Annotated in this window: 21 protein-coding genes; 12 read left to right on the top strand and 9 right to left on the bottom strand. The window is 65.7% G+C overall.

Going from position 1 to position 26,068, the window contains the following annotated elements:
• Positions 1 to 19 precede the first annotated feature (19 nt).
• The 3 genes from AKL02_RS04800 to AKL02_RS04790 all read right to left on the bottom strand — a co-directional run bounded on the left by AKL02_RS04800 (position 20) and on the right by AKL02_RS04790 (position 3,523).
• Positions 20 to 2,287, bottom strand: a complete 2,268-nt coding sequence (locus tag AKL02_RS04800; protein WP_198453258.1) for a xanthine dehydrogenase family protein molybdopterin-binding subunit — start codon at positions 2,285 to 2,287, stop codon at positions 20 to 22.
• The gene (locus AKL02_RS04795) at positions 2,284 to 2,757 is read right to left on the bottom strand and encodes a (2Fe-2S)-binding protein (RefSeq protein WP_075776330.1); all 474 of its coding nucleotides are present in this window, start codon (positions 2,755 to 2,757) and stop codon (positions 2,284 to 2,286) included. Before AKL02_RS04795 ends, AKL02_RS04800 begins: the two co-directional genes overlap by 4 nt.
• 229 nt (positions 2,758 to 2,986) lie before the next feature.
• Positions 2,987 to 3,523, bottom strand: coding sequence for a YcbK family protein (locus tag AKL02_RS04790; RefSeq protein WP_078519844.1), 537 nt, complete (start codon positions 3,521 to 3,523; stop codon positions 2,987 to 2,989).
• 529 nt (positions 3,524 to 4,052) lie between these two features.
• Here AKL02_RS04790 and AKL02_RS04785 point away from each other — a divergent pair.
• On the top strand, positions 4,053 to 4,520 hold the full coding sequence (locus AKL02_RS04785) for a nucleoside deaminase (protein ID WP_165757042.1): 468 nt from the start codon (positions 4,053 to 4,055) through the stop codon (positions 4,518 to 4,520).
• An 81-nt stretch (positions 4,521 to 4,601) separates the two neighbouring features.
• Here AKL02_RS04785 and AKL02_RS04780 read toward each other — a convergent pair whose 3' ends face one another.
• Positions 4,602 to 6,116, bottom strand: a complete 1,515-nt coding sequence (locus tag AKL02_RS04780) for a catalase (protein ID WP_083079570.1) — start codon at positions 6,114 to 6,116, stop codon at positions 4,602 to 4,604.
• 211 nt (positions 6,117 to 6,327) lie between these two features.
• Between AKL02_RS04780 and glgX the strand changes: the two genes are divergently transcribed.
• From glgX to AKL02_RS04760, 4 genes are all read left to right on the top strand, one after another.
• Positions 6,328 to 8,418, top strand: a complete 2,091-nt coding sequence (gene glgX / locus AKL02_RS04775; protein ID WP_083079568.1) for a glycogen debranching protein GlgX — start codon at positions 6,328 to 6,330, stop codon at positions 8,416 to 8,418.
• A complete protein-coding gene (treZ, locus tag AKL02_RS04770) occupies positions 8,415 to 10,142 on the top strand; it encodes a malto-oligosyltrehalose trehalohydrolase (RefSeq protein ID WP_083079566.1) in 1,728 nt (575 codons plus the stop codon). The genes glgX and treZ overlap by 4 nt, the downstream gene beginning before the upstream one ends.
• Entirely contained in the window at positions 10,142 to 12,421 is a 2,280-nt protein-coding gene (treY, locus tag AKL02_RS04765; protein WP_083079564.1) for a malto-oligosyltrehalose synthase, read from the top strand. The genes treZ and treY overlap by 1 nt, the downstream gene beginning before the upstream one ends.
• Before the next feature lie 221 nt (positions 12,422 to 12,642).
• Complete coding sequence (locus AKL02_RS04760; protein ID WP_165757041.1) at positions 12,643 to 13,755, top strand: sugar phosphate nucleotidyltransferase; 1,113 nt, start codon at positions 12,643 to 12,645, stop codon at positions 13,753 to 13,755.
• A 64-nt stretch (positions 13,756 to 13,819) separates the two neighbouring features.
• On the opposite strand, the gene AKL02_RS04755 is transcribed toward AKL02_RS04760, so the two are convergent.
• The 5 genes from AKL02_RS04755 to efeU form a co-directional block, all read right to left on the bottom strand.
• Complete coding sequence (locus tag AKL02_RS04755) at positions 13,820 to 14,902, bottom strand: glycosyltransferase (protein ID WP_232621774.1); 1,083 nt, start codon at positions 14,900 to 14,902, stop codon at positions 13,820 to 13,822.
• Positions 14,903 to 15,140: 238 nt separating this feature from the next.
• Positions 15,141 to 16,085 (bottom strand): sensor histidine kinase, encoded by a 945-nt coding sequence (locus tag AKL02_RS04750; protein ID WP_083079558.1) that lies wholly within the window; start codon positions 16,083 to 16,085, stop codon positions 15,141 to 15,143.
• A gap of 233 nt (positions 16,086 to 16,318) precedes the next feature.
• A complete protein-coding gene (locus AKL02_RS04745) occupies positions 16,319 to 17,575 on the bottom strand; it encodes a Dyp-type peroxidase (protein ID WP_083079556.1) in 1,257 nt (418 codons plus the stop codon).
• A 17-nt stretch (positions 17,576 to 17,592) separates the two neighbouring features.
• Entirely contained in the window at positions 17,593 to 18,792 is a 1,200-nt protein-coding gene (gene efeO, locus AKL02_RS04740) for an iron uptake system protein EfeO (RefSeq protein ID WP_198453257.1), read from the bottom strand.
• 38 nt (positions 18,793 to 18,830) lie between these two features.
• Positions 18,831 to 20,375, bottom strand: a complete 1,545-nt coding sequence (efeU, locus tag AKL02_RS04735; RefSeq protein ID WP_083079554.1) for an iron uptake transporter permease EfeU — start codon at positions 20,373 to 20,375, stop codon at positions 18,831 to 18,833.
• A gap of 278 nt (positions 20,376 to 20,653) precedes the next feature.
• Here efeU and gndA point away from each other — a divergent pair, with 278 nt between their 5' ends.
• From gndA to AKL02_RS04700, 7 genes are all read left to right on the top strand, one after another.
• Entirely contained in the window at positions 20,654 to 22,063 is a 1,410-nt protein-coding gene (gene gndA, locus AKL02_RS04730; RefSeq protein ID WP_083079552.1) for an NADP-dependent phosphogluconate dehydrogenase, read from the top strand.
• A gap of 212 nt (positions 22,064 to 22,275) precedes the next feature.
• Positions 22,276 to 23,028: an SDR family NAD(P)-dependent oxidoreductase gene (locus AKL02_RS04725; RefSeq protein ID WP_083079550.1), complete on the top strand. Its 753-nt coding sequence runs from the start codon at positions 22,276 to 22,278 to the stop codon at positions 23,026 to 23,028.
• Positions 23,025 to 24,416: a F0F1 ATP synthase subunit beta gene (gene atpD, locus AKL02_RS04720; RefSeq protein WP_083079549.1), complete on the top strand. Its 1,392-nt coding sequence runs from the start codon at positions 23,025 to 23,027 to the stop codon at positions 24,414 to 24,416. The genes AKL02_RS04725 and atpD overlap by 4 nt, the downstream gene beginning before the upstream one ends.
• Positions 24,413 to 24,823 (top strand): F0F1 ATP synthase subunit epsilon, encoded by a 411-nt coding sequence (locus tag AKL02_RS04715; protein ID WP_083079547.1) that lies wholly within the window; start codon positions 24,413 to 24,415, stop codon positions 24,821 to 24,823. The genes atpD and AKL02_RS04715 overlap by 4 nt, the downstream gene beginning before the upstream one ends.
• Positions 24,820 to 25,116: an AtpZ/AtpI family protein gene (locus tag AKL02_RS04710; RefSeq protein WP_083079545.1), complete on the top strand. Its 297-nt coding sequence runs from the start codon at positions 24,820 to 24,822 to the stop codon at positions 25,114 to 25,116. Before AKL02_RS04715 ends, AKL02_RS04710 begins: the two co-directional genes overlap by 4 nt.
• Positions 25,113 to 25,385, top strand: a complete 273-nt coding sequence (locus tag AKL02_RS04705) for an N-ATPase subunit AtpR (protein ID WP_083079543.1) — start codon at positions 25,113 to 25,115, stop codon at positions 25,383 to 25,385. The genes AKL02_RS04710 and AKL02_RS04705 overlap by 4 nt, the downstream gene beginning before the upstream one ends.
• A complete protein-coding gene (locus AKL02_RS04700) occupies positions 25,382 to 26,068 on the top strand; it encodes a F0F1 ATP synthase subunit A (RefSeq protein ID WP_083079541.1) in 687 nt (228 codons plus the stop codon). Before AKL02_RS04705 ends, AKL02_RS04700 begins: the two co-directional genes overlap by 4 nt.

The raw sequence follows: 26,068 nt of genomic DNA, 5'->3' as shown, positions 1-26,068 counted from the left end.
TCTCTCCGTCTGGACGGGCTCAGCCCTTCTTCAGGTCGAGCTTGTCCATCGGCATCGAACGCACGCGCTGCCCGGTCAGCACCGAGACCGCATTCGCGATCGCCGGCGGCACGGCGGGCAGCGGCGGCTCGCCCACGCCGCCCATCTTCGCGCCGCTCTCGATCACCTTCGCATGGATGCGCGGCGCCCGCGCCCCACCAAGGATCGGGTAGTAGTCGAAGTTGCGCGCGGTCGGCTCGCCGTTCTTGTAGGCGACCTCTTCGATCAGCGCCTCGGAGGTGCCGAGCGTCGCGGCCCCCATGATCTGCGCCTTGATGATCGCCGGGTTCACGATGCTGCCCGGATCGAGCACGTCCCAGATGTCATGCACGACGATCTGACCGTCCTGAATCGAGACTTCGGCAATCGCCGCCGCCTCGCTGCCGAAGGGCGACGCCATCGCGACACCACGGGCGCGGCGAGTGCCGTCCTCGGCATCGAAGGGACCGCGCTTCCAGCCGCCCGACAGATCGCCCACGGCTTTGAGCAGATTGGTCAGACGCTCGTTCCCTTCGAGCAGCTTCATGCGCAGCTCATAGGGGTCCTGACCGCCCGCATCGGCCATCTCATCGAGGAAGGCTTCATAGAAGAAGTCGTTCATCGAATGGCCGACCGAACGCCAATAGGCGAGCGAGGTCGGGTTCTCGACAAAGTTCTGCGCAATGCGGCGGTTCGGGATCGCGTAGCTCTTGCCGGTCAGCCCTTCGACGGCCATCGCGTCGACCTTGTCGGGGTTGTGGCCGTTGAGCGCCTCGGTCGGGCCTTCACAGGCAGAGATCGCCTCCAGCGCCACCGGCATGCCCTGCTCGTCCAGCGCACCACGGAAGCGCACCGCTGCCATCGGGCGCAGCGGATCGCGCAGGAACTCCTGCTCGCGCGTCCAGATCACCTTGATCGGCTTGCCGACCTCTTTCGCAAGCTGGACCGCCTGCGGGAAGGGGTTCGCCGCCGGATAGAGGAAGTGCCGCCCGAAGAAGCCACCGAGCATCGGCGAGTTGACCTTCACCTGCTCAGGCTTGATCCCGGCCGCATCCGCGATCTGAGCCTGGAACTGCTCGGGCGCCTGATTGGGCAGCCAGATGTCGAGCGTGCCATCCTCGTTGAACCGCGCCAGCGTCGAGGCAGGCTCGATCTGGGCGTGGTGCAGATATTGGCTCTGATAGGTCGCATCGACCGTCTTGGCCGCGCCCTCGAAGCCCGAGGTGATGTCGCCCTCGCTCTCGGCCTCGGTGCCGTCGCCCTTGGTATTGGCCAGTTGCTTGGCGAACTCCTCGGTCGAGAAATCGGCGGGCATGTAGCGGATCTTGGACTTCTCGTCCTCGCTCGGCTCCTGCCAGTCGACCTTGGCAGCTTCGACCGCCGTTTTCGCATCCCAGAAGCGCTCGGCCACGACAGCCACCGCCCCGTCGAGCTTGTGCACCGACATGACGCCGGCCATGCCCTTCACCTTATCGAGGTTGCTGATGTCGCCGGGCTTCAGGCCCAGACGCGGCGCGTGCTGGACGGCGGCGTGGAGCATGCCGTCGACCTTGGCATCCATCGCATAGATCGCCTTGCCGGTCGATTTCTCGTAGACATCGACGCGTTTCACCGGCTCGCCGATCCACTTGAAGTCTTTCGGGTCTTTCAGCGTCACGGAGTCGGGGCTCGGCACCTCCTGGTCGAGCGCATCGCCCGCCAGTTCGCCATAGCCCAGCGACTTGCCGGAGGCCTTGTGGACCACCTTGCCCGGCTCGGTCGAGAGGTCAGAGACCGGCGCGTCAAGCTTCTTCGCCGCCGCTTCGAGCATCATCTGCCGTGCCGCCGCACCGAGCTTGCGCATCGTGTCGTAGCTGGTGCGCACCGACATCGAGCCGCCGGTGATCCGCATCTTGCCATAGACCACGAGGTAATCGCTGCCCGCAGGCGCGTTCTCGACAATGAAGCTATCGGGGGCCACGTCCATTTCCTCGCCCACGATCTGCGCCATCGCGGTGAAGACACCTTGGCCGCCCTCGTTGAACGGGCTCAGCAGGCGGACCTTGCCGTCTTTGCGCAGCTCGAGGAAGGCCGGAACGTTCGAGCCGGGCGGCATGTCCTTCGCGGCGGCGGCCGCGGCTTTGTTGGGCGCGACGCTCAGGCCGAAGCCCAGCACGAGCGAACCCGCGGTGATGCCAGCCGAGGCCAGCAGGAAGCGGCGGCGCGAGACGTTCTCGGGCGCGCCGGTCGGGTAGCCGGGATCGGAGATTTTGGGATCGTGGTCGTTCATTGCGCGTCCCCCGCTTTCGCTGCATCGGTACCGGCAATCGAGGCGATCGTGTCGTTGATCGCGTTATAGGTGCCGCAGCGGCACAGGTTGGTCATAGCTGCCGTGATGTCATCTTCGGTGGGCTTGTCGTTCGACTTCAGCAGCGAGGTCGCCGCCATCACCTGTCCCGACTGGCAATAGCCGCATTGCGGCACTTCCTTGTCGACCCAGGCCTCGACGACACGCTTGCCGACGGGGTCGTTCTCGATCTCTTCGATGGTGGTCACTTCGCTGTCGCCGACGGCACTGACGGGCAGGACACAGCTGCGCTGAACCGTGCCATCAAGCAGCACCGAACAGGCGCCGCATTGTGCGATCCCGCAGCCGAATTTCGTGCCGGTCATGCCAAGCTCATCGCGGATCACCCAAAGGAGCGGGGTGTCCGGGCCGGACTGCACGTCGACGGACTTGCCGTTGATTTTCAATTTCATGAATTCCTCCTCGCCGTTTCATCGGTGAGCGCTCGCGCGGCGCTGGTTGGCCGCTCTCCACCTAGGGCACGAGTGGCGCGAGGCACTAATTTTTCGTGAAAACTTCGCGAGGAGATGGAACCGCCGGGGGTGCCGGCGCGTCAGCGCGGCGCGGCGCCCTGCCCTCGTTTCGATCCCGTGAAGGCAGGGAAACCGCGCGCCGCGCCGATGGTCTTTCGAAGGTCTGCGTTCAGCCGCGCCAGGTGCGGACCGGGCCGCAATCGACATGCACGAAATGCTCGCTCGGATAGTAGCCGACACCGCCGCCACGGATGCGCAGAGCCACTTTGTGCAGCGTGCTGGTCGAGACATGCGGATGCGTCAGATCGAGCGCCTCGCCCCGCATGTGGTAGCTATGCGTCGCGCCATGCACGAGACGGTTCGTCTTGGGCGTGCGATAGCCCGACACCAGCATCAGCGGCGTGCTCTGCTCGAGCATGTTCTGCATGTTGTAGGCGATGTTGACCGTGCGGTTGTCGATCTTCACCTCTTTTTCCTGACGCCAATCGCGGGCGATCCGGTAGAACTCGCGCATCGCGTCGTCGTCATACTGCCCCTTCGCGAAATAGACCGCGTCGAAATTCTCGTTGGTATGCGGATTGTGGAAGCGCAGGCGACGCTCGTCCGTCTGGCCTGCCTGTGCCGGGGTGACGATGTAGGGGGTTGCGAGGGCGCCCGCCGCGCCCAGGAGAAACTCGCGACGGAGCAGTCCTGTTGCCTTTGCCATGATAGATGTCCCTTCGAATGCGTGTCGAAGGGCGCAAATTCGAAATTTCGGGGACGAACAAAAGGGCCGCACGCGGTTCCATCGATGGAACCGGCAGCCAAATGCCGAGAGCTCAGCAGGGAGTTGCCGACAGACGCCCTCACCTCAAGGTCATCTGAACGGATGTTACCTCTTGAAACCCCGCGAAGCCCTTGCAGGTCACGCAGGCGCGAGGGAGCGCGAGGACAGCCTCACACGGGGGAGAGGCCGGATTTTGGCTTCCGGACACGTGACCGCACCTGAAACCACCACCCGATTCGCCCCGTGGAGACTTGGACCCCACGAAGACGCAGCAGCTTCGCGGCGCGCCTTTCGGTCACCTGTAAGTCTCGTCCAACGCCGAATGTCGACATGGGTTCCCGAAAAAACCGGCGCGCGTGTGGGATTGGTCGCAACCGCAAGCGGGGAACAGCGCGCAGCCGTGGGCGTTCGTCCCTGCGCGCCCGCCGCGCCCGCCCCTCTTTCTCAGACCGCCGAAAGGATCGCATCCATGCCCGAGCACCCCACGCCGACCGAACGCGAGGCGATGGCCCGCTTGATCGCCAAAGCGAAAGAGGCCGCACAGGAGCCGGGCAAGGCGGGGATCGCCGCCGCGATCCTGCGCGACGGGGAGATCATCGCCGAGGGGGAGAATGAGGTGCATCTGAACTGCGACCCGACCCGCCATGCCGAGATCGTGGCGATCGCGAAGGCGACACGGGCGCAGGACGATCCGTCGCTCGCGGGCTGCGTGCTGCTGACGACCCTGCAGCCCTGCGAGATGTGCCTCTCGGCGGCGCGGTTCTCCGGGATCAAGCGGATCGTCTTTGGGGCGCAAAAGGAAAACGTCGCCGGGAAGTATTTCGTGTTCCCCGATCTGACCCTGTCCGAGTTCCGCGACGCAGGCGAAGCCTTCGAAGCGATCGGCGGCGTGTTGGAGGAGGATGTCGTCGCGCTCTATGTCGATGGCGAGGAGTGACGCCTCTCTAAGCTAAGCGGATAGCAAAAAGGCGGAGCCGCGGCCCCGCCTTTTCCTTTGGTGGCATGTCTAACGATCAGGTCAGCCGCCGATGCTCTTGGCCGAGGCCATGCCCGGCGCTTTCGATTCACCGCCCAGCTTGTCGCGGACCGCTTTCTCGATGCGCGCGCCGATATCGCCGTCGATGTTGCGCCAGTACTCGAACGCACGCTGCAAAATCTTCTCGCTCACACCGTCGCAGAGGTGACCGGTGACGTTGTTCACGAGACGCTCGCGCGCCGCGTCGTCCATCACGTCCCGCACGAGCGAACCTGCCTGGCTCCAGTCGTCGTCATCCTCACGCAGCGTGTAGGCCTGCCGGACCATCTCGCCATCGGAGTACCACAGACCGGCTTCGGATTTCTGCGGATGCGCTTCCGGGCCGCCATAGGAGTTCGGGAAATAGACCGGGTCTTCGGACTTGTTGACCCGCAGCGCGCCGTCCTTGGTGTAGGCGTTGGTTTCGGCCTGCGGCTTGTTCACCGGGATCTGCTTGTAGTTCACCCCGAGCCGCGCGCGGTGCGCATCGGCATAGGAGAAGCCACGTGCCAACAGCATCTTGTCGGGCGAGAGGCCGACGCCGGGGACCATGTTGTTGGGCTCGAAGGCCGCCTGCTCGATTTCGGTGTGGAAATCGGTCGGGTTGCGGTCGAGCACCATCTTGCCGACCTCGATCAGCGGATAGTCCTTATGCGGCCAGACCTTCGTCAGGTCGAACGGGTTGATGCGATAGGTCTTGGCATCCTCGAAGGGCATGATCTGGAAATAGAGCGTCCAGCTCGGAGCGTTGCCCTCGGCGATCGCGTTGAACAGGTCGCGGCGGTGATAGTCGCTATCGGCCCCCGCCATCTCGTCCGCTTCTTCCTGCGTGAAATGCGCGTTGCCGTCGCCCTGATCGGTCTTGAAGTGGAACTTCACCCAGAACATCTCGCCCGCTTCGTTGACGAGCGAATAGGTGTGGCTCGAATAGCCGTTCATCTCACGCCAGGTCCGCGGGATGCCGCGATCGCCCATCAGATAGGTGACCTGATGCGCGCTCTCGGGCGAGAGGGTCCAGAAGTCCCACTGCATGTCGTGGTCGCGCAGACCGTTATCGGCGCGGCGCTTCTGGCTGCGGATGAAGCTCTGGAATTTCAACGGGTCGCGCACGAAGAAGACGGGGGTGTTGTTGCCCACCATGTCGAAGTTGCCTTCTTCGGTATACATCTTCACCGAGAAGCCGCGCGGGTCGCGCCATGTGTCGGGGCTGCCGCGTTCGCCTGCCACGGTCGAGAAGCGCGCCACGATGTCGGTCTTCGCGCCCGGCTGGAACACCTTCGCCTTGGTGTATTTCGAGACGTCGCCCGTCACTTGGAAATGGCCGAAGGCGCCCGAGCCTTTGGCGTGGGGCTGGCGCTCCGGGATGCGCTCGCGGTTGAAATTCGCCATCTGCTCAATGAGGTAGTGATCGTTCAGAACGATCGGACCGTCGGAACCGACCGTGAGCGAATGTTCGAGACTTTGGACGGGGGCGCCCCCGTCTGTGGTGGCGGGGCGTCCGCGCTTGTCGTTCGTCATGTCGGAACCTCAGATTTTGGAAAATATCGGTTCAGAAACGCAGGGGGCGTGGCGCAGTTCCTTGAAGTTTCCACGACTGAATTCACGGCTCCGATATGTTGGTCGAAGTGTGTGCGGCCCTTCCCCGAACCATTTCTTTGCACCGCATGCCCGGGAACCGTTTACGTTACGGCGCATTGAACCCGTTGGCGCGTCACCGTTTCTTCCGCACATGGAGCCTCCCCCTATGACCCCCAGTTCGCTGCGTTTCGATCCGTATGCGGGGCGACCCGATACTCTTGGCGCGCGCGTCACCGGAGACGGTGTGAATTTCGCGATTTTCTCCGAAGAGGCCGAGAAGGTGGAGCTGTGCCTTTTCGATGATGAGGGCCAGGAGGAACTCGCGCGGCTGGAGATGCCGCAGCAGGAGGGCGGGATCTGGTTCGGCCATTTGCCCGGCGCGCAGGAGGGCCTCGCCTATGGTTACCGCGTTCACGGGCGGTTTGCGCCCGAAGAAGGTCTGCGCTTCAACCCGAACAAACTGCTTCTCGACCCTTACGCGATGGCGATGCGGGGCTATCTGAAATGGGATGACGCGCTATTCGGCTATCCCATTGGTGGCTCCGATCTGAAGCAGGACACCCGCGACTCCGCCCCGTTCATGCCGAAAGCCATCGTCGTCGACACGCAGTTCGACTGGGATCAGGATCAGGTGCTGCACCGCCCGTGGTCCGAAACGGTGATCTACGAGGCCCATGTGAAGGGCCTGACGATGCGCCATCCCGGCGTCGTTCAGGCCGATCGCGGAACCTTCCGCGCGCTCGCCTCGCCGCAGATCATCGACCACCTGCTGACGCTCGGCGTGACCACGATCGAGCTTTTGCCGATCCATGCCATCGTGCAGGATCGCCACTTGGTCGAGAACGGCCTGTCGAACTACTGGGGCTACAACTCCATCGGGTTCTTCGCGCCCAATCGCAGCTATCTCGCCGGCGAGGACGTGCGCGAGGTGCGCGCCGCAGTGAAACGCTTCCACGAGGCCGGGATCGAGGTGATCCTCGACGTGGTCTACAACCACACAGCCGAGGGTAACGAGCTTGGCCCGACGCTCAGCTTCAAGGGCATCGACAATCGCAGCTACTACCTGCTGTCGCCGGAAAACAAACGCCACGGCTTCGACACGACCGGCACCGGGAACACGCTCAACGTCGCCCATCCGATGGTGCTGCGCCTCGTGATGGATAGCCTGCGCTACTGGGTGGAGGCGGTGCATGTCGACGGCTTCCGCTTCGACCTCGCCTCGACGCTGGGCCGCGAACCCGCCGGCTTCGAACGCGAGGGGGCTTTCTTCAACGCAATCCGGCAGGATCCGGTGCTGTCCGGCGTGAAGCTGATCGCCGAGCCGTGGGATATCGGCGAAGGCGGTTATCAGGTGGGCGGCTTTCCCTGGCCCTTCCGCGAGTGGAACGACAAGTTCCGCGATGACACCCGCGCGTTCTGGCGGCGCGATCCGGGGCTCTTGCCGAAGATTTCCCAGCGGCTGATGGGCTCGCCGGTGCAGTTCGACCACACGCATCGCCCCGCGACCTCCTCGATCAATTTCCTTGCCGCTCATGACGGGTTCACGCTCTGGGATACGCTCAGCTACAACCACAAGCACAACGAGGCCAATGGCGAGGGCAATCGCGACGGCCACGACCATAACCTGTCCGACAATATGGGCGTAGAAGGGCCGAGCGACGATCCCGAGATCAACGCCGCCCGCCTGCGTAGGGCGCGCGCGATGCTGGGCTCGCTGCTGGTCAGCCACGGCGTGCCAATGATCCTCGCAGGCGACGAGATGGGCCAGAGCCAGAACGGCAACAACAACGCCTATTGTCAGGACAACGAGACGACATGGATCGACTGGGAGGGCGCGCGGACCGATCTGCGCGACAGTTTCAGCGCGATGGTCGCTTTCCGGCAGGACTGGCGCTATCACCTCGCACCGCCCGCCTTTGCGCCCAACGCCGCGACCCCGGTCAGCGATTGGTGGCACGCGTCGGGGCGGCAGATGGAGGATGGCGACTGGCAGGAAGCGGGGCAGTGCTGCGTCGGATCGCGGCACCGGTTGGCAGGCTACCCCGAGTTGCTGATCGTCGCCAATGCGGGCGATGCATGCGAGTTCACCCTGCCCGGCGACGGCTGGCACCATATCCTCGACACGACCCGGGACGATCCGCGCTGCGACGAGGCAGTCGACGGAGTGCAGTCGCTGCCGTGGCAATCGCTGCACGCGTTTTGCCGTGAGGGTGAAGCTGCGAGCGACGAGGGCGACGCGTGACGGCGGCAGGCGATCGGCGGCCCCTTCGCTGGGGTGCGCATCCGGGGGCGGAGGGTAACTGGGACTTCGCCATCTGGGCCCCTGCCGCGAAGCGCGCAGAGCTGGTGCTGGACGGATCGGTGCACGAGATGGCGCCAATGGGCAACGGCGGCTGGCAGGTCTCAGTCGCGGCCCGCGACGGACTGCCCTACGCATTCCGCCTCGACGGCACCGACTACCCCGATCCCGCCGCACGCCGCCAGCAAGGCGATGTGCACGGCCCCTCCCTGACCGCTGATCCGGCCACTTTCGATTGGGGCGCGACGTGGCAAGGGCGGCCATGGGACGAGGCGGTGATCCTCGAAATCCACATCGGCACCTTCACCCCCGAGGGCACGTTCGCTGCTGCTTCGGAACGCTTGCCCGAACTGGCAGAGCTCGGCATCACGGCCATCGAGATTATGCCGGTCTCGCAATTCCACGGCGCTCATGGCTGGGGCTATGACGGGGTTTTGCTGCGCGCGCCGCATCCCGACTATGGCAGCCCCGACGAGATGCGCGCCTTCATTCGCACAGCGCAGGGCCACGGGATCATGGTGATCCTCGATCTGGTGCTGAACCATTTCGGCCCCTTCGGGAACTACCTGCACGCCTATGCGCCCCAGACCTTCGGCGGGGAGGCCACGCCTTGGGGCGATGCGATCGACTTCACACGGCCCGAGCTGCGCGCCCTGCTGCGCGACACGGCGACAGGATGGATCGACGAATACCGTCTCGACGGGCTGCGGCTCGATGCGGTCCATGCAATCCGCGATCCGTCCGAGCCGCATTTCCTGATCGAGCTTCTGCAAACGATCCGCGCGCAGGATCGAGGCCGTCCGATCCATCTGATCCTTGAAGACGAGCGCAACCTCCCCGATCTGCGTCACGCCGGGTACGACGCGCAGTGGAACGACGATTGGCATAACGCGCTGCATGTTGCGCTGACCCGCGAGACACAGGGTTATTACGCGGGCCATGCCGCCGACCCGTTCGGCGATCTAGCGCGGGCGATGGCGCAGGGCCAAGTCGAGGAAGGCCAGACGCGGGCCGACGGGACGAAAGCGCGCGGCGCGCCCGCCGCCCATTTGCCATGGTCCGCTTTCGTGAACGCCAATCTCACCCATGACCAAGCGGGCAACCGCCCCGAGGGCAAGCGCCTCCTGAGGCTGATCGGGGATGAGGCGGGTGCGGTGATCCATGCGCTGTTGTTGCTGATGCCCTTCACGCCGATGCTATTCATGGGCGAAGAGGTCGGCTCGACCGCGCCCTTCCCCTTCTTCGCAGACCCGCCGGACGACGCCATCGCCGCGCTGCGCGCGGGCCGGACGAAAGAGCTGCAAGGCATCGGCTACGACACGGGGGCGATGATCGACCCCGCCTCTCCCGACACGCCGCGCCTGTGCTACCCTTACGGTGACACCGGGCCCCGCGCGCAGGAGTGGCTGCAGCTGACGCGCCAGCTTCTGAGCCTGCGCCGGGCGCATCTGCTGCCGCTTTTGCGCAGCGGCAAGACCGGGCCCGGCGAGGTCACGCGCCACGGGGCGAAGGCCTTCCACGCGCGCTGGCCTTTCGCGGCGGGGACGCTCGATAGTCTCGTCAGCCTCGGGGCACCCGCATCCAATGCGCCGCGCCGGGAGCCTGCGCTATTCTCGATAAGCGACCCGCGCCGGGACGCCTTCGCCATCGACATGAGGATTGAGTGATGCCGTCCGATCTGCCCGCTGCCACCGCCCGCCCCATGATCGCGACCTACCGGCTGCAATTGCGAAACGGCATCGACTTCGCGGCTGCGAAAACCTTCCTGCCCTATCTCGCCGATCTGGGCGTGAGCCATCTCTACCTGTCGCCGATCTTCACTGCGACAGAAGGTTCGACCCACGGATACGACGTGGCCAATCCGCAGGAGATCGACCCGGCGCTTGGCGGCGAGGACGGGTTTCGTGCGCTGTCGGATGCCGCGCAGGCGGTGGGGCTCGGCATCGTGCTCGACCTCGTGCCGAACCACACCGCACTCTCGCTCGACAATCCGTGGATGCGCGACGCGATGCGCCATGGCCCCGACAGCGCCTATGCCGATTACTTCGCGATCGACTGGTCGCAAAAACTGATCCTGCCTTTCCTGCCGGAGCCGCTCGACGACATGCTGGCGAAGGGTGAGCTGCGACTGACTGAGGTTCACGGTGGCGCGGTGGAATGGGAGGGCGGCTGGCTTCCGCTCGCGCCCGGCACGGCGGCGCTGGGAGACATCGCTACGGTCCTGACGCACCAGCACTGGCAACTGCGCGACTGGACGCGCGAACGCGGCGCGCTCTCGCATCGGCGCTTCTTCAACGTCACCGGGCTGATCGGGATGCGCATCGAGGATCCGGCGGTATTCGCCGCGATGACCGAACTGCCTGCGCGACTGGTGCGCGAGGGGCTCGCCCACGCGCTACGGATCGATCACATCGACGGGCTCGCCGATCCCGCCACCTATCTGGAGCGGCTGCGCCACACGGTCGGCGATGCAGTCCCGATCTGGGTCGAGAAGATCCTGACCGGCGACGAGGCGATGCCCGCCGAGTGGCAGACCGACGGCACCACGGGCTACGAGGCGGGACGCCAGATTTGTCGCCTGCTCACCGAACCCGAAGGCTTCGCGCGGCTCGACGCACTTTGGCGCGACCGCACCGGCGGCTGCGACGATTACGAGACGATGTGCCGCGAGGCGCGCGCGCAGGTGATCCCCGAAGACCTCGCGGCCGAGTTGCACCAACTGATCGACCTCGCGCAGGCGGCACTCGTGGTGGATCGGCTCGACCCGCCCGATGCCGAGACGCTGCGCGAGGCGATGCTGGCGCTGCTGATCTTTTTCCCGCGCTATCGCAGCTACATCACCACACCGCCCGCAACGCCCGAAGACCGCGCCATCATCGAAGAGACGGTGGAAGCGGCGGCAGAGACCTTGCCGCAGCGCGAGGCGCTCGATCTGCTTGCCGGGCTGCTGCTCGACGGGAAGGACAAGCCGAGCCTCAAGTTCCGCATCCGGTTCCAGCAGGTCACGGGGGCGGTGGTGGCGAAGGCGCAGGAGGACACGGCCTTCTTCCGCCACACCCGTTACCTCGCCGCGAACGAGGTCGGCGCGGAACCCGATACGCCGCTGCTGGATGCAGAAGGGTTGAACGCGTGGTTCTCCAGCGCGCAGGGCCAGCGAGATACGGCGCTGACGCTCACCTCGAGCCACGACACGAAACGCGCTGAGGACACACGGATGCGGATCGCCGCGATCTCGTATCACCCCGAGACCTTTGCCGCTTTGTTCGATGGGGCGATGCAGGACGCCGCAATCTCGGATGCCGGTTTCGTCTGGTATGCCACGCAAAGCCTTCTGGGCATCTGGGACGACCCAGCGCCCGGTCCGGACGTGTGCGAGCGCCTGACCGAGCATCTTCGCAAAGCGCTACGCGAGGGAGGGGAGATCACGCGCTGGTCCTTCCCCGACATCGAAGCCGAGGACGCCGCACTGGACACCGCGCGGCGCATCTGCGCGGCATGGGAGGCGCAGCCGCCGGCCGAGCTCGCGCCCCTGATCGCGACGGGACAACGGATGTCGCTGCTGCAACTGGCACTGAAGATGATGCTGCCCGGCATACCCGACATCTACCAGCGCGGGGAGCGCGCCCTCTACGAATTGACCGACCCCGACAACCGCCGCCCTTTCGCTTTGCCGGAAACCCTGACGTCCTTCGAGCAGGCGAAATCGGACACAACGCGACACCTCCTGAAGCTGCGACGACAGGCGGAGGACGTGTTCCGCGCAGGCACCGCCGAGGCGGCAGAGCGTGACGGTATCTTTACGCTCACCCGTCGCGCGGACGGGCGCGAAATCACCCTGCGCTTCCGGCGTGACCTGCGCGATCTGAGCGATGGCGCGCTCTTCGAGATTCGCGATTCGGCAGCAGAGGACACTGCCACCCGCCTCGCATTTCCGCCGCCTGCCTAATTGATCGGCGGATCAGCGCGACCTGCTTTTTGACACATCGTCCGAGACCGTCCCCTAGACTCAAAGGGTTATCGGGAAGCTCTCGAAATGGTCAAAAAACATACGCGAAAATCTTACCGCGAACCGGCGGAAATCCGGGAACCACGGACCCGTTTCATGGCTTTCATTTTTGAAAAGCGTTAAGCTTATTCATGTCGCAGCGTCACGGTGGAGGAGCTCTGATGCTGACTCAGAAAAGACCCAATTTATTGAACGGCTGTCTTCCCATGGTCTTGGCCGGCGGGCGCGGAAAGCGTCTGTACGAGCTGACCGAGGAGAGTTGCAAACCTGCCCTGCCCTTCGGCGCTGGCGGCCAGCGATTGGTGGATTTCACTCTTGCTTCGCTGCGTGCTGCCGGGTTCACGCGGGCGATAATCGCGACGCAATATCGTCCCGCGCCGCTGATCCGGCATCTGCGCGACAAATGGGCGGATGCCTTCCCAGACGGGCTGCTCATCCGCGATGCGACACGGCTCTCGCGCGGCGGCTATCGCGGCACGGCCCATGCGCTTCTCGCCAATCTCAACCTGCTCGAGCGCGAAGGCGTTAACGATGTTCTGGTGATGCCCGCCGATCAGATTTGCGACATCGATCTGCGTCCGTTCATCCAGCACCATCGCCTGAGTGACGCGCCCGCGACGCTGGTCGCCGCAACGCTCTCATCGTCAGATGCGGAGCATCATTCGGTGCTGGAAGTCGCGCGAGATGGGCATGTCAGCGCGCTCACCCATCGCCCGAACGCGCCCGCCGAGATCGGCGAAAACTCGGGGCGCAGTTTGGTCGCGACGGGGATCTACCTTTTCAAGACCGCGTGGCTGCGCAAGGAACTGCCGGACCTATCGCTGGGCCGGTTCGATATTTCGATCGAGGCCGACCTGCTGGAAGCCGCGCTGCGCGAGAAGGCCCTGCAAGCCTACCGCCTGCCGCGCAGCGACGCCGGGCGCGAAGCCTATTGGCGCGATATCGACACGCTCGACGACTATCGCTCTGCCCTTCTGGATTTCGCGGCACCACAGGGCGGCACGGCACGGGGAAGCCCGCCGCTGAGCTGCCTTCATCTCGAGGCGCAGCCGGGCGTCATCGGGGTCGGTCGGCGTTCCGCGTTGACGGCGAAAGGCGCCGTCTCGCGCGATTGCCACCTGACCGATACGCTGCTGGCGCCCGATGTCTCATTGCCAGCCGGAACTATAGTCGAAGGTATCGGACGCACGAATATGCGCTGGTTCCGCCGCAGCGGCGACACCAACCTGATCACGCAGGCGATGGTCGATCGCTCCAGAGAGCGGCTGCACTAGCTGCCAATTCCGAGACGCTTTCGGGCGCGGACCTTCAGCGGTCCGCGCCTTTTTCGTTCCAGCGCTATTCCACCGCCAGCCTGACACCGACCTCTGCCGGCGGCAGATCGTCCGGCGCGAAATCGACCTCGGGCGCGGGCTCCGAAAGCCCCGCCATGCACATGCGATAGAGCTCTTCGTAGCGGTCGACCATCCGCTCCACCCCGAAGCGGGCAACCGCCCGGTCGCGCACGAATTGTCGGTCGCAGGTCATCGCCTTGCGTGCAGCACTCGCAAGCGCGGACACATCGCCTGTGGGAACAATCACGCCCGCCTCGCCCACGACCTCGCGCACCGCGCCGGAATCGAAGGCAGCGACGGGCACCCCGCAGGACATCGCCTCGGCTGCGGCGAGCCCGAAAGGTTCATCCCAGACCGGCGTGAAAAAGCAGACCGACGCCCTGGCGACCTCGGCGCTCAGGTCCTCCGCCGTCAGATTGCCACCGTAGGTGATCTGCGCCCCGAGATAGGGGGCGATGGTGTCGTCGAAATACGCACGATCCTCGATTGGCCCGTAAATCCGCAGCGGCAGCTCCGCGATCCGCGCGGCCTGCACCGCTTCGGCGGTGCCCTTGTTGGGAGTGATGCGCCCGAACCAGACCGCCGAGCCATCGGCATGAGGGCAGAAGCCCCAGACGCCGGTATCGATCCCGTTCGGCACGACATGGAAGGACAGATCGCAGTCGGGCTTGGCCCAACGCTCGCGTTGCGCCCCCGTGCAGACGGTGAAACGACACCATGGCGCGCGGGCATCGTGGACGGCGTCGCGCAGCGTCTCAAGGGGCGGCACATGCAGGGACGTCAGCATCGCGATCCGCTCCCGCCGCGCCAGCCGCGGCGGATAGCGGTGCAGCGAATTGTTGTGAATGATGTCGAAGCCTCCCATCTCCAACTTTTGCAGGATGCCCGCGAAGGCGCTGTCGAGATGGGTATCGGGCACATCGGACTCGCGGCCGCCTTTCGACGGATAGGCACTGTCGACATGGTGCTCCGTGACCGGATACAGTTCCACCCCTTCAGGCGGCTGACTGTCGCCCGACGCAAACAGTGTCACCTCATGCCCTCGCGCGACGAGGGCGCCTGCGAGCGCGTAGGAATGAGCCTCCATCCCACCCATGAAGGGCGCCGAAATGGGGTGACGAATTGGGGAAATGATAGCGATGCGCATGTGCCTCCCTTCCCGGAAACGCATGGGCTCCGGGCGATGAACGGGCTGTTTCGGTAATGGGACTTCAATCGTATCGTGTAGGGGAACCAATGGGTGCGACGCTTGTTCCTGCATCGCGGAGCCGATCGTGCAGAAAGTCTCGGCTGTTGCCCGATTTCCCCCCCGGGGGTCTCGCGCGTCAGTACCCGTCGAGCGGCAGCTTCATGTCGATGATGAGCCAGCCATCCTCATAGCGGCGCTCTTTCTCCGCGCGCAGTTGCATCGCAGAGGCGAGGATCAGGCGTGAGCCGAAGCCCTGTTCGGCAGCCGCGTCGTAATCCGGGACCTGCTCTTTCCAGGTGAGGTGAACGCCGTTCTCATAGGGCTCCCATGTCACATTGATCTGGCCGTCCACAGATCGCAGCGCGCCGTATTTGGCGGAGTTTGTCACCCATTCATGCAAGATCAAGGCCAGCGAGGTCAGCGCCCGCGCGGGGATCATCACCTCTGCGCCAGACAGCAGAATGGTTTGCTCGGCGCGTGCAGGCGCAAGCACCCGCTCCAACAGCCCGCCGAGCGCAACCGGTTGGGTGCTGTCCGTTCGCAGCATCATGGAGTGCGCGCGATCGAGGGCAGTCACGCGACCGCGCAACTCGTCCAGCATTTCCTCCTTGGTTTCGCTCGCGCGGGCCGCGCTGGAAATCATTGCGGAGACGAGCGCAAAGAGGTTCTTGATGCGGTGGTTCATCTCGGCGAGGTGCAGCTCGCGCTCGGCCAGCAACTCCTGCTCGGAGGTGATGTCGAAGCTGACACCGATGACTTTGCGCTGGCCCGCCTGCGCGCGGTATTTTCCAACGCCACGGATCCAGCGCTGCTCGCCCGAGGGAAGGGTGATCCGGAAGACCTCGTCATAGATGTCGCCATCGCTCACGGCACTGTCGAGCGCCTCGAAAACGCGCTCGCGATCTTCCTCGATCACCCGGGTCCGCACTGCGTCCTGCAAGTCCATCTCTCCCTCGGAGATGTCGAAGAGCAGACGACACGGCTCGTCGATTACCAAGCGGCGCGCCTCGACCGAGAATTCCCAGCGGCCGATCCCGGCAATGCCGAATGCGTCCTCGAGGCCGATGGGGGGAAGCGACATGCTGGGGAAACCTCGGTACTGACGATGTGCGGGGGAGGATGAGCGGGGCGCGGAGCCAAATGGCCCGGCCCGACACAGTGACCTTTCCCCCGACCGAGTCAACTGCTGTAAACCGCCAGCCCCCGTCACCTATGCCCCCGGCACAGCTCAGACTTCCTGAGGTTTCTGATGCTTCTTGGTCTCTCCGCGACGACGGCGCGCAACGGCCTCAACTCAGGCTCAGCCCCGGAGGCTTAGACCGCCGCGAAAAGCGGTGCTCCGATATAGGACCCTTTCGGCGCGGCAGGCGGCACCCAGAACAGTCCCGACCCGGTGTGGGAGATGTATTCATTCAGCAGATCCGACGCGCCGAGCCGCCGTTGCAGCGCCTCGAAATGCGCGGGATCGTTCTGGTAGCTGATAAAGAACAGCCCCGCATCGAGCCGTCCGACCGCATTCAGCCCGCCGGTGAAGTTGTAGCCGCGCCGCAGGATGCGGATGCCGTCATTGGTTTCATGCGCTGACAGACGGATATGCGCATGCGTCGGGATGACCGGCTCGCCTTCCGCGTTCTTCGCCTTGAAATCGGGTGTGTCGAATTCGTTCTCTCCGGTCAGCGGCGCGCCGGTGAGCTTGTGCCGCCCGAAGACGTCATTCTGGTGGCTGACCTGCGCGTTGTCCCAGTTCTCGATATGCATCTCGATCCGGCGCATCACCTGATAGGTGCCGCCATGCTGCCATTCGGGACCGTCATTGACCCAGACATGCTGCGCGAACTGCCCGGGCGTGGTGATGTTGCGGGTGCCGTCGCGATAGCCAAAGAGGTTGCGCGGCGTCTCCTGCCCGGCCCCAGCCGAGGCGCGCCCGAAGCCAAGCTGGGTCCAGCGCACGGTCGCGGCGCCGGTGCGTTTCGCGATCCGCGCGAGGATGCGCACCGCGTGATAGGCGACCTGCGGATCGTCGGCGCAGGCCTGCAGCGAGAGATCGCCGCCGCTGATCTCGGGGCGCAACGCGTCCGAGGGCAGATCGACCAGCGGACGCAGATGCGGCGGGGCTTTCGCCGCCAGCCCCATCTCCTTGGAGAAAACCCGCGGGCCAAGACCCACGGTCACGGTCAGACCCGCCGGGCCAAGCCCAAGCGCCTCGCCGGTCTCGAGCGCGGTGGCCGTGTCGCGGTCGGGCTCTGCCGGACCGACCGGCTGCCCTTCCATCATCAGCCCGATCGAGGCCGACCAGCGCGCGAGCAGCACTTGCAGCGCGCGCGGATCGGTCCCGGTCAGGTCGAAGGCCATGGCCATCAGATGCTGCTGCGGCGGCGTGGCGATCCCGGCCTGCGGCCCGGTGCCGTAAAAGGCGTAGCGCCTCTGGTCCGGGTCGGGCATGGCGTCGGGCGCAACCTTGCCGGTCTCCGCCGCCTGCCCCGCCGCGGCGATGGTGCCGCCAAGCGCTGCCGCGCCCAGAAACAGCCCACGCCGCGACAGTCCTGCCGGTTTATCGTCTTGCCCGCGCATCATGGCCTCCTTCGTCTTCAGCTTGCCGTGGCGACTTTTTCGGCGATCCGCGACAGCGGCTCCTGCAGCATCTGGATCGCGCGGCTCAGCTTCACCGCGTCGGATTTGCGCAGCTCGGCATCGTAGATCTTGTAGCCGCCCAGAGCGTCGGGATCGCGGTAGTCTTCGAGCATCGTCTGCACATCCGCGAAGCGCTGCGCGATGGTCTCGGCCACGTCCGGGTCGATCCGCTTCAGCCCCGGCTCGAGGAAGGCGAAGGCCTGATGCGCGCCTTCGATATTGGCCGCGAAGTCCACAAGGTCGATATGGCTGTAGGCCTCTTCCTCGCCGCTGATCTTGCCGCTTTGCACCTCTTCCAGAAGGGCTGCAGCGCCGTTCGCGAGATCTTCAGGGCGATACTCGATCCCGCCCGACAGATCAGCGAGCATCTTGACGTTCTTCACCAGCTCCGCCGCATAGGCCTTGGTCTCGTCGGTGATTTCTCCACTCTCGAACAGGTCGCGCTCCACCGCGTGGAAGCCGTGCCAGCCGACCGCCGGGTCGAGGTTCGAGGCGCGCATGTCGATCAGGTAATCGAGGTTGCCCGAGTTGTCGGTCGGGTCGGTGCCGGGCAGGACGAAGCCTTCAACGTCGGGTTCGATCCGCTCGTAGAACGGACGGGCTTGCGCATAGGCCGCCTTCGCGCCCTCCACGTCGCCTTCGTCCACTTTCGCGGCGAGGCGTTCGCTTGCCGTGACCATCGCGCCAACCATGCCTTCGACGTAGTTGGCGTAGCCTGCGGTGCCTTCGTCCAAGAGATCGCCGATCGCGCTTTGCGCGCGCTGCTTGCTCTCACCGGTCACGGTGAAGGCCACGGTGTCTTCGGCCGCGCCCGGGCAATATATGCGATAGTCGCCACCGTCGAGCGTGACGGTGAAGCTCGACGCGGGCAGACCGGGGGCGAGGTTCTCTTTCTCGCCGAGAATGCGGCTGTCCGACAGCAGCTCCAGCTCGGAGATCGCCGGGGCGGATTCATTGGTCACAGTGAAGGTGATCGGCCCGGCCGCCGCGCTGTCGTGATCGAGTACGCATGCGCCGCCGTTATCGCCGGTCAGCGTGATCGCGACCTGCGCGGCGCCGTTATTCGTGGGCGCATCGGCCAGTGCGGGCTGCGCGAAGAACGCGGACGCGGCGAGAAGGGGAATGGCGCGGCGGCGCGCGCGGGACGACATGTTCATTGTCAGGCTCCTGTATTTGCTCTGCGGTTTTGGCTTGGTCAGAGGGACCTGGCGGGGAAAAACGGTGCGGGGCGCGCACGGGCGAGCGCGGAGGCCGCCAGTGCGAGCGCGATGAGGAAGAGGATCACGGGCAACTCTCGGGCCCAGAACTGATGCTCGATACGGGCACGGCGCACGGAACGCAGCGCATCGGCAGCGCCTTGCGCGGCGGCGGGGGCCATGACCCAGGCGCCGGTCGCCATGCCACCGGGGGCCATATCGACGCGCAACGTGCGCGGCGTCGTCAGCCCACCACCCGAGAGGCGCAGCGTCACCGCGCTACGGCCCTGCGCGTCGAGAAGCGCATCGCCTGCGGTCCAGACGGTCACCTGCTCCAGCCGCGTCCATTCGGCGACGAAAGGCCCGGGATTGCGCGCCGGGCTGACGCCCACCGGCAGCCGCCCACCCGCGAGCTGCGCAAGCGTTGCGAGATCGATCTGACCCGGGGCGCCCGCAATTTCGGTTTGGGTCTGCACTTCGCGATGCAGGCTTGGCAGGCCCAGATGCCGCTCCGGCGTGGCCTCGGCGCCCGTCAGATCGACGCGGGTCGCGCCCATCTCGAGCACCTGTCCCTGCAAGCGCAGGTCAGGCCCGGCGGAGGTGTCGACATCGCTTTCCAGCACACGCGGCGCATGATCGGGCAGCGTCACCTGCGGCTGAGGCCAAAGCGCCGCGATACCGACGGCCAATGCCGCGAAGGCGACCGCCAGCCCACCGCGCAGCCATTGCGCCGTGCGGGAATCGGGACGCAGTGCACGCGGCCAATAGGTCAGCGCCGCAACCGGGATCAGATAGGCGATCCAGCCCAACACCTCGATCAGGCGCGGATCGGCGGGAATGCCCAAAACGCCGGTGATCAGCGCCGAGCGCACTGTGCCGGGAGCCACGAGCCAGCTCAGATCGGCGATGCGCTGCTGACCCGCCAGCAACCAGCCCGCCTCATGGGCGGAGCGCAGCGTCTGCAACACCAGCCCCGCCGCGACGAGGATCAGGAACACGCCGGTCCAGCGGAAGAAGCGCCCCAGATTGAGCCGCATCCCGCCCTGCGCGATCGCCCAGCCAAGCACGACCGATGCCGCGAGGCCAAATGCTGCACCAAGCCCCGCCCAATGCCCGGTCTGCGCGCCGGAGATCGTGGCAAGCAGGAAGACGGCGGTCTCGAACCCCTCGCGCAGCACGGCGAGGAAAGCCATCGCCGCCAGTGCGACCCGGCTCCCCCGCCCCAGCGCCGCATCGGCGTCGCGCTCGATCTGGCCCTTCAGGCCCGCCGCGTGGCGCGTCATCCAGAGCACCATCAGCGTCACGAAGACGACCGCGACGGCTGCGATCACGCATTCGAGCTTTTCCTGCGCGCTATGCGGAAGCGCGGCCTCGACCAGCGCGAGCCCCGCGCCGACGCCGACGGCCAGCGCCACGGCGGCAGCGACGCCAAGCCACATCTCGGTCAAACGCTCGCCCCGGGCGCGAAGGAAGGCCGCGATGATCCCGACGATCAGCGCCGCCTCGAGCCCTTCGCGCAGGCCGATGATGAATGTTGCCAACATGCTGTGGGCACCCCGTCGATTCCCGAGTAAATTGATTGGGTATTCGTTAGTGGCGCAGATCGGCGGGCGCAACCCCTTTTCCGAGTAAATTGCTCAGAAACTCGTTATCGCATTTCTTCGCCCCTGCCGTTGCGGGCGATTTGCAACTTCCGCCATCTTGGGGCAATTCGTGCAGGTCGCCCTCGCAGCGCCGCGCAATCAGGCGGTCCGGCGCAGCGAAAGAGACACGATCCGGGCGCCTGAAGTGGCCCGCATGCAACAGTTTCGGAGGCCGTATCTTGGCACAATCGCAAATCGGGCTGATCGGCCTTGGCACCATGGGCGGCATGCTCGCCCTTAATATCGCGGAAAAAGGCTTTGACATTTCGGTGTTCAACCGCACCACCAGCGTCACCAAGTCCTTCCATGAAAACGCGGGCGAACTGGCGTCGAAGATCACGCCCTGCGAAAATCTCGAAGACCTCGTGGCCTCGATCGCGAAACCCCGCGCGATCATCCTGATGGTCCCCGCAGGCGACCCGGTCGATCAGCAGATCGCGGCGCTGCGCGCCCATCTCGACGCGGACGATCTGATCATCGACGCGGGCAATGCGAATTTCCACGACACCGAGCGCCGCGCGGAAGAAGCAGCGAAGGCAGGGCCCCGTTTCCTCGGCATCGGCGTCTCCGGCGGTGAAGAAGGCGCGCGCCACGGACCCGCGATCATGGGCGGCGGCGAGCAGCAGGACTGGGACCGCGTGGCTCCGATCCTCAATGCGATCGCGGCGAAATTCGACGGCACGCCCTGCGCAGGCTTCATGGGTAAGGGCGGCTCGGGGCATTTTGTCAAAGCCGTGCATAACGGCATCGAATATGCCGATATGCAGATGATCGCCGAGACCTACGGCGTGATGCGCGACGGCATGGGGCTGAATTCGCAGGCCTGCGGCGATATCTTCGCGAAATGGGACGAAGGCGCGCTGAAATCCTATCTGATCGAGATTTCCGGCAAGGTCGCCCGCGCCACCGATCCCGAGAGCGGGGAGCCGATGCTCGACATCATCCTCGACCGCGCAGGCCAGAAAGGCACCGGCCGCTGGACCGTGATCGAGGCGCAGCATCTGGCCGCCCCCGTGCCGGTGATCGAAGCGGCGGTGATGGCGCGCAACCTGTCGTCGCGGCTCGACGCGCGCAAGCAGGGCGAGGATATGTTCGGCGCGGCCCCCGAGGCGCTGCCCGAGGGCGCACTGAGCGCGGAGGATCTGGAGAACGCGCTGATCGCGGGCAAGATCCTGTGCTATGCGCAAGGCTTCGAGCTGCTGCGCTCGGCCAATGCGCCCTTCGACTGGGATCTGCCGCTGCCCGACATCGCGCTGGTCTGGCGCGACGGCTGCATCATCCGCTCGGCGATGCTCGACGATATGGCGAGCGCGCTGAGCGAGTCGCCCGATCGCAACCTGATGTATGCGCCCTATTTCGCGGATCTGCTGAAGGCGCATCACGGCGCGCTGCGCAAGGTCGTCAGCATCGCCGCAGCCCACGGGCTGGCGGTTCCGGCCCTGTCGATGGCGCTGAGCTATTTCGACACGATGCGCACCGCGCGTGGCACCGCGAACATGATCCAGGGCCAGCGCGATTTCTTCGGTGCGCATGGGTTCGAGCGCACCGACCGCGAGGGCACCGACTTCCACGGCCCCTGGGCGATGTAAGCGCGCCCTCTACGCTGAAAGATCACCGCCCGCGGCTCGAGCAGAGTCGCGGGCGGTTTCAGTTTCGCTGGTCTTCAGACGCCACGAACCATGCACCGCAATCACGAGTTCGTGTGCATCTCAACCGGGCCCGCCCCGCTTGATCCCCGTCAAAGTCTCAACGCATCGAGATCGTTACCCTTCCTGCATCCAAAACGGAGGCCGGGACTGCTATGACACGGGATTTCGAAGGTAAATCAGCTATCGTTACGGGCGCGGGATCGGGGATCGGCGCGGCAATCGCCAAGGAATTGGCGGCGCGCGGGGCCTCGGTCTTGTTGGCCGATCAGAACGCGGACGCGGCCAAGTCCGTGACCGAGGAAATCCGCAAGGCCGGCGGCACCGCCGAGCCGATGGCGGTCGATGTCACCTCGGCCACGGAGGTCGAAGCGATGGTCGAGAAGGCCGTCGCGACCTTCGGCAAGCTGGATCTTGCCGTGAACAATGCGGGCATCGGCGGACCGCAGGTGCCGTTCGGGGAGTATCCGCTCGACGGCTGGAAACAGGTGATCGACGTCAACCTGAACGGGGTGTTCTACGGGATGCGCTTCGCGATCGCCGCGATGCTGAAATCGGGCGGCGGCGCGATCGTGAACATGTCCTCGATCCTCGGCTCGGTCGCGTTCCCGAGCGCCTGCGCCTATGTCGCGGCGAAACATGCGCTTCTGGGGCTGACGCGGGCGGCGGCGATCGATCACGCAGCACAGGGCATCCGCGTCAATGCGGTCGGCCCCGCCTTCATCGAGACGCCGCTTCTGTCGGGGCTGGCGCCCGAGGTGAAGGACTCGCTGGTCGCGCTGCATCCCGCCGGACGGCTCGGCACGCCCGAGGAGGTCGCGGCGCTGACCTGCTTCCTGCTGTCGGATGCCGCGAGTTTCGTGAATGGCAGCTATCACCTCGTCGACGGCGGATATACCTCGCGATGAGCACGACGGAAGGGCGGATCATCGCGGTGCGCGGGCCGGTCATCGACGCAAGTTTCGATGGCCCGCTGCCGCCGATCCATTCGATCCTGACGCTGACGGACGACGACATGCCGGGCAGCTTCGAGGTGCATGGTCATCTCGACGCGCATCGGGTGCGCGCCATCGCGCTGCAATCGACGCTCGGGCTGTCGCGCGGGCGCAAGCTGCGCGCCACGGGCAAGCCGCTGGAAGTGCCGGTCGGCGAGGCCGTTCTGGGGCGGCTGATGGATGTGACGGGGGCGATGCGCGACGGCGGCGATCCCCTGCCCAAGAGCACACCTCGCCGCCCGATCCACGGCACGCCGCCGCGCCTGTCGGGCAGCGGCGCGGTCACTGCCTTCGAGACCGGGATCAAGGTAATCGACCTGATGCTGCCGCTGGCGCGCGGCGGCAAGGCCGCGATGTTCGGCGGTGCGGGCGTGGGCAAGACGGTGCTGGTGATGGAGCTCATCAACACGATGGTCGAGAAATATCAGGGCATCGCGATCTTCGCGGGCGTGGGGGAGCGCTCGCGCGAGGGCCATGAGATGCTCGCCGACATGACCGAGTCCGGGGTGCTCGCGCGCACCGCGCTGGTCTATGGCCAGATGAACGAGCCGCCCGGCGCGCGTTGGCGGGTGCCGCTGACCGCCGTCTCCATCGCCGAGGATTTCCGCGACCGCGATCACCGCAATGTCCTTCTGATGATGGATAACGTCTTCCGCTTCGTGCAGGCGGGCAGCGAGGTCTCGGGGCTTCTGGGTCGCCTGCCCTCGCGCGTGGGCTATCAGCCCACCCTCGCGTCTGAAGTCGCCGAACTGGAGGAGCGCATCGCCTCCGCCGCCGGGGCGTCGGTCACGGCAATTCAGGCGGTCTACGTCCCGGCGGATGATTTCACCGATCCGGCAGTCACCGCGATTTCGGGGCATATGGACAGCTCCATCGTGCTGTCGCGTCAGCTGGCCTCTGAGGGGATTTACCCCGCGATCGACCCGCTCGCCTCGTCCTCGCAACTGCTCGACCCCGAGATCGTCGGGGCGGACCATTTCCAGCTGGCGGGCGAAGCGCGGGCGCTGTTGGCGCGGTTCCGCGAATTGCAGGACATCATCGCGCTTCTCGGCGTCGAGGAGCTCGGCGCGGCCGACCGGCTGGCGGTGCGCCGCGCGCGCAAGCTGCAACGCTTCCTCACCCAGCCCTTTGTCGTGACCGAGGCCTTTACCGGCCAGACCGGGCGCTCGGTGCCGCTGGCCGATACGCTAGAGGGCTGCCGCGCGATCCTCGCAGGCGAGGCGGACGACTGGTCGGATCAGTCGCTCTACATGATCGGCGGGATCGACGAGGCCCGCCAGCGAGAGGAGGCCGCGGCATGAGGCTCACCATCGCCACGCCCCTCGAAATCGTCGTCGATGCCAAGGACGTCACCGCGATCCGCGCCGAGGACGAGAGCGGCGGCTTCGGCATCCTGCCCGGCCATGCCGAGTTCCTCACCAGCCTCAGCATCTCGGTCATCTCCTGGGTGGTCGAGGGCCAACGGCACTATTGCGCGGTGAAGGGCGGTGTTCTTATGGTCGAGAATGGAAGCGATGTCTCGGTCTCGACCCGCGCCGCAGTGACCGGCGACCTGCCCGAGCTGGGCGACACGATCCTGAAGCGGTTTCAGGCCGAGGATGACGCCGCGAAGACCAAACAGGCCGACTCCACCCGGCTGCATCTGCTCGCGATCCGGCAGCTGGTGGCGAGCCTCGACGGCGCGCAGGCTCGGAAGGATTGGATATGACCCACCCGCCGGAAGACCGGGAACAGACGGAGGAGCCGATGGAGAGCGCCGCGCGCCGCCACGCCGCCCGGATCGAGAAAGCCCGAGAGGAGGGTGACATCCCACTGGCAAGACGGCTGGGCCAAATCGGTGTGCTCGGATGGATCGTCGTGCTGCCGATGCTCGCGGGGGCTGCGGGCGGCAGATGGATCGACCGGAGCGCCCAGTCGGGCATCTTCTGGACCGCCGCGCTGATGATGGTGGGGCTTGTCGTGGGGTGCTGGCTGGGCTGGCGCTGGGTGCAGCAGCAATGAGTGGGGTTGAGTTTCTTTTTGGCGCAGGCGCGCTGATCCTCGGCATCGGCGTCGGCCTCGTGCATTTCGCCCTGCTGCGGGCGGGCACGGATGCGATGCTCCTCGAAAGCAAGGCGCTGAAGGCGATCGTGCTGACCGTGCTGCGTTTCGGGCTGACGATCGGGATTCTCGTGGGCTGCGCGCGTCTTGGTGCCGTGCCGCTGCTGGCGGCGGCGCTCGGGATCGGCATCGGGCGGATGCTCACCCTGCGCCGCGCGAGGTCTGCATGAATTCGCCGCTGGAGACCACCGTCCTGTTCTGGATCGGCCCCGTGCCGATCACGCAACCCGTCGTCACGACATGGGTGCTGATGGTGGTGATCGTGGCCGGATGCTACGCGCTGACCCGGAACCTGAGCCTCAAGCCCGGGCGACGCCAAGCGGCGCTGGAACTGCTGGTGACGGTGCTCGACACCCAGATCCGCGAGACGATGAGCGTCGCGCCCGACCGCTACCGCACCTTCCTCGGCGGGCTGTTCCTGTTCATCCTGATCGCGAACTGGTCCTCGCTGATCCCGGGCGTTGAGCCGCCGACCGCCAACCTCGAAACCGACGCGGCCCTTGCGCTGCTCGTCTTCGTAGCGGTGATCGTCTACGGCATCCGCGCGGGCGGCGTGCGTGGCTACCTGCGCAGCTTTGCGATGCCGACGCCGCTGATGATCCCGCTGAACCTCGTCGAGACGCTGACGCGCAGCTTTTCGCTGCTGATCCGCCTGTTCGGCAATATCATGAGCGGGGTCTTCGTGATCGGGATCGTGCTCTCGCTTGCGGGGCTGTTCGTGCCGATCCCCTTCATGGCGCTCGATCTGCTGACCGGCCTTGTCCAAGCCTACATCTTTACCGTCCTCGCCATGGTCTTCATCGCGGCGGCAGTGGCGGAATCCCAAACCTCCCACGGATCCGGAAAGGACTGA

It is taken from the genome of Thioclava electrotropha (genome assembly GCF_002085925.2).
GTDB classification, from domain to species: Bacteria; Pseudomonadota; Alphaproteobacteria; order Rhodobacterales; family Rhodobacteraceae; genus Thioclava; species Thioclava electrotropha.
Note: the sequence above shows the minus strand (reverse complement) of the source record. Positions and strands in the feature narration are given on the sequence as shown.

What these genes read in the sequence shown, in the direction of transcription:
- AKL02_RS04800 (WP_198453258.1), bottom strand. Translation starts at nt 2,287, where the DNA reads ATGAACGACCACGATCCCAAAATCTCCGATCCCGGCTACCCGACCGGC.
- AKL02_RS04795 (WP_075776330.1), bottom strand. Translation starts at nt 2,757, where the DNA reads ATGAAATTGAAAATCAACGGCAAGTCCGTCGACGTGCAGTCCGGCCCG.
- AKL02_RS04790 (WP_078519844.1), bottom strand. Translation starts at nt 3,523, where the DNA reads ATGGCAAAGGCAACAGGACTGCTCCGTCGCGAGTTTCTCCTGGGCGCG.
- AKL02_RS04785 (WP_165757042.1), top strand. Translation starts at nt 4,053, where the DNA reads ATGCCCGAGCACCCCACGCCGACCGAACGCGAGGCGATGGCCCGCTTG.
- AKL02_RS04780 (WP_083079570.1), bottom strand. Translation starts at nt 6,116, where the DNA reads ATGACGAACGACAAGCGCGGACGCCCCGCCACCACAGACGGGGGCGCC.
- glgX (WP_083079568.1), top strand. Translation starts at nt 6,328, where the DNA reads ATGGAGCCTCCCCCTATGACCCCCAGTTCGCTGCGTTTCGATCCGTAT.
- treY (WP_083079564.1), top strand. Translation starts at nt 10,142, where the DNA reads ATGCCGTCCGATCTGCCCGCTGCCACCGCCCGCCCCATGATCGCGACC.
- AKL02_RS04760 (WP_165757041.1), top strand. Translation starts at nt 12,643, where the DNA reads ATGCTGACTCAGAAAAGACCCAATTTATTGAACGGCTGTCTTCCCATG.
- AKL02_RS04755 (WP_232621774.1), bottom strand. Translation starts at nt 14,902, where the DNA reads ATGGAGGCTCATTCCTACGCGCTCGCAGGCGCCCTCGTCGCGCGAGGG.
- AKL02_RS04750 (WP_083079558.1), bottom strand. Translation starts at nt 16,085, where the DNA reads ATGTCGCTTCCCCCCATCGGCCTCGAGGACGCATTCGGCATTGCCGGG.
- AKL02_RS04745 (WP_083079556.1), bottom strand. Translation starts at nt 17,575, where the DNA reads ATGCGCGGGCAAGACGATAAACCGGCAGGACTGTCGCGGCGTGGGCTG.
- efeO (WP_198453257.1), bottom strand. Translation starts at nt 18,792, where the DNA reads ATGAACATGTCGTCCCGCGCGCGCCGCCGCGCCATTCCCCTTCTCGCC.
- efeU (WP_083079554.1), bottom strand. Translation starts at nt 20,375, where the DNA reads ATGTTGGCAACATTCATCATCGGCCTGCGCGAAGGGCTCGAGGCGGCG.
- AKL02_RS04725 (WP_083079550.1), top strand. Translation starts at nt 22,276, where the DNA reads ATGACACGGGATTTCGAAGGTAAATCAGCTATCGTTACGGGCGCGGGA.
- atpD (WP_083079549.1), top strand. Translation starts at nt 23,025, where the DNA reads ATGAGCACGACGGAAGGGCGGATCATCGCGGTGCGCGGGCCGGTCATC.
- AKL02_RS04715 (WP_083079547.1), top strand. Translation starts at nt 24,413, where the DNA reads ATGAGGCTCACCATCGCCACGCCCCTCGAAATCGTCGTCGATGCCAAG.
- AKL02_RS04710 (WP_083079545.1), top strand. Translation starts at nt 24,820, where the DNA reads ATGACCCACCCGCCGGAAGACCGGGAACAGACGGAGGAGCCGATGGAG.
- AKL02_RS04705 (WP_083079543.1), top strand. Translation starts at nt 25,113, where the DNA reads ATGAGTGGGGTTGAGTTTCTTTTTGGCGCAGGCGCGCTGATCCTCGGC.
- AKL02_RS04700 (WP_083079541.1), top strand. Translation starts at nt 25,382, where the DNA reads ATGAATTCGCCGCTGGAGACCACCGTCCTGTTCTGGATCGGCCCCGTG.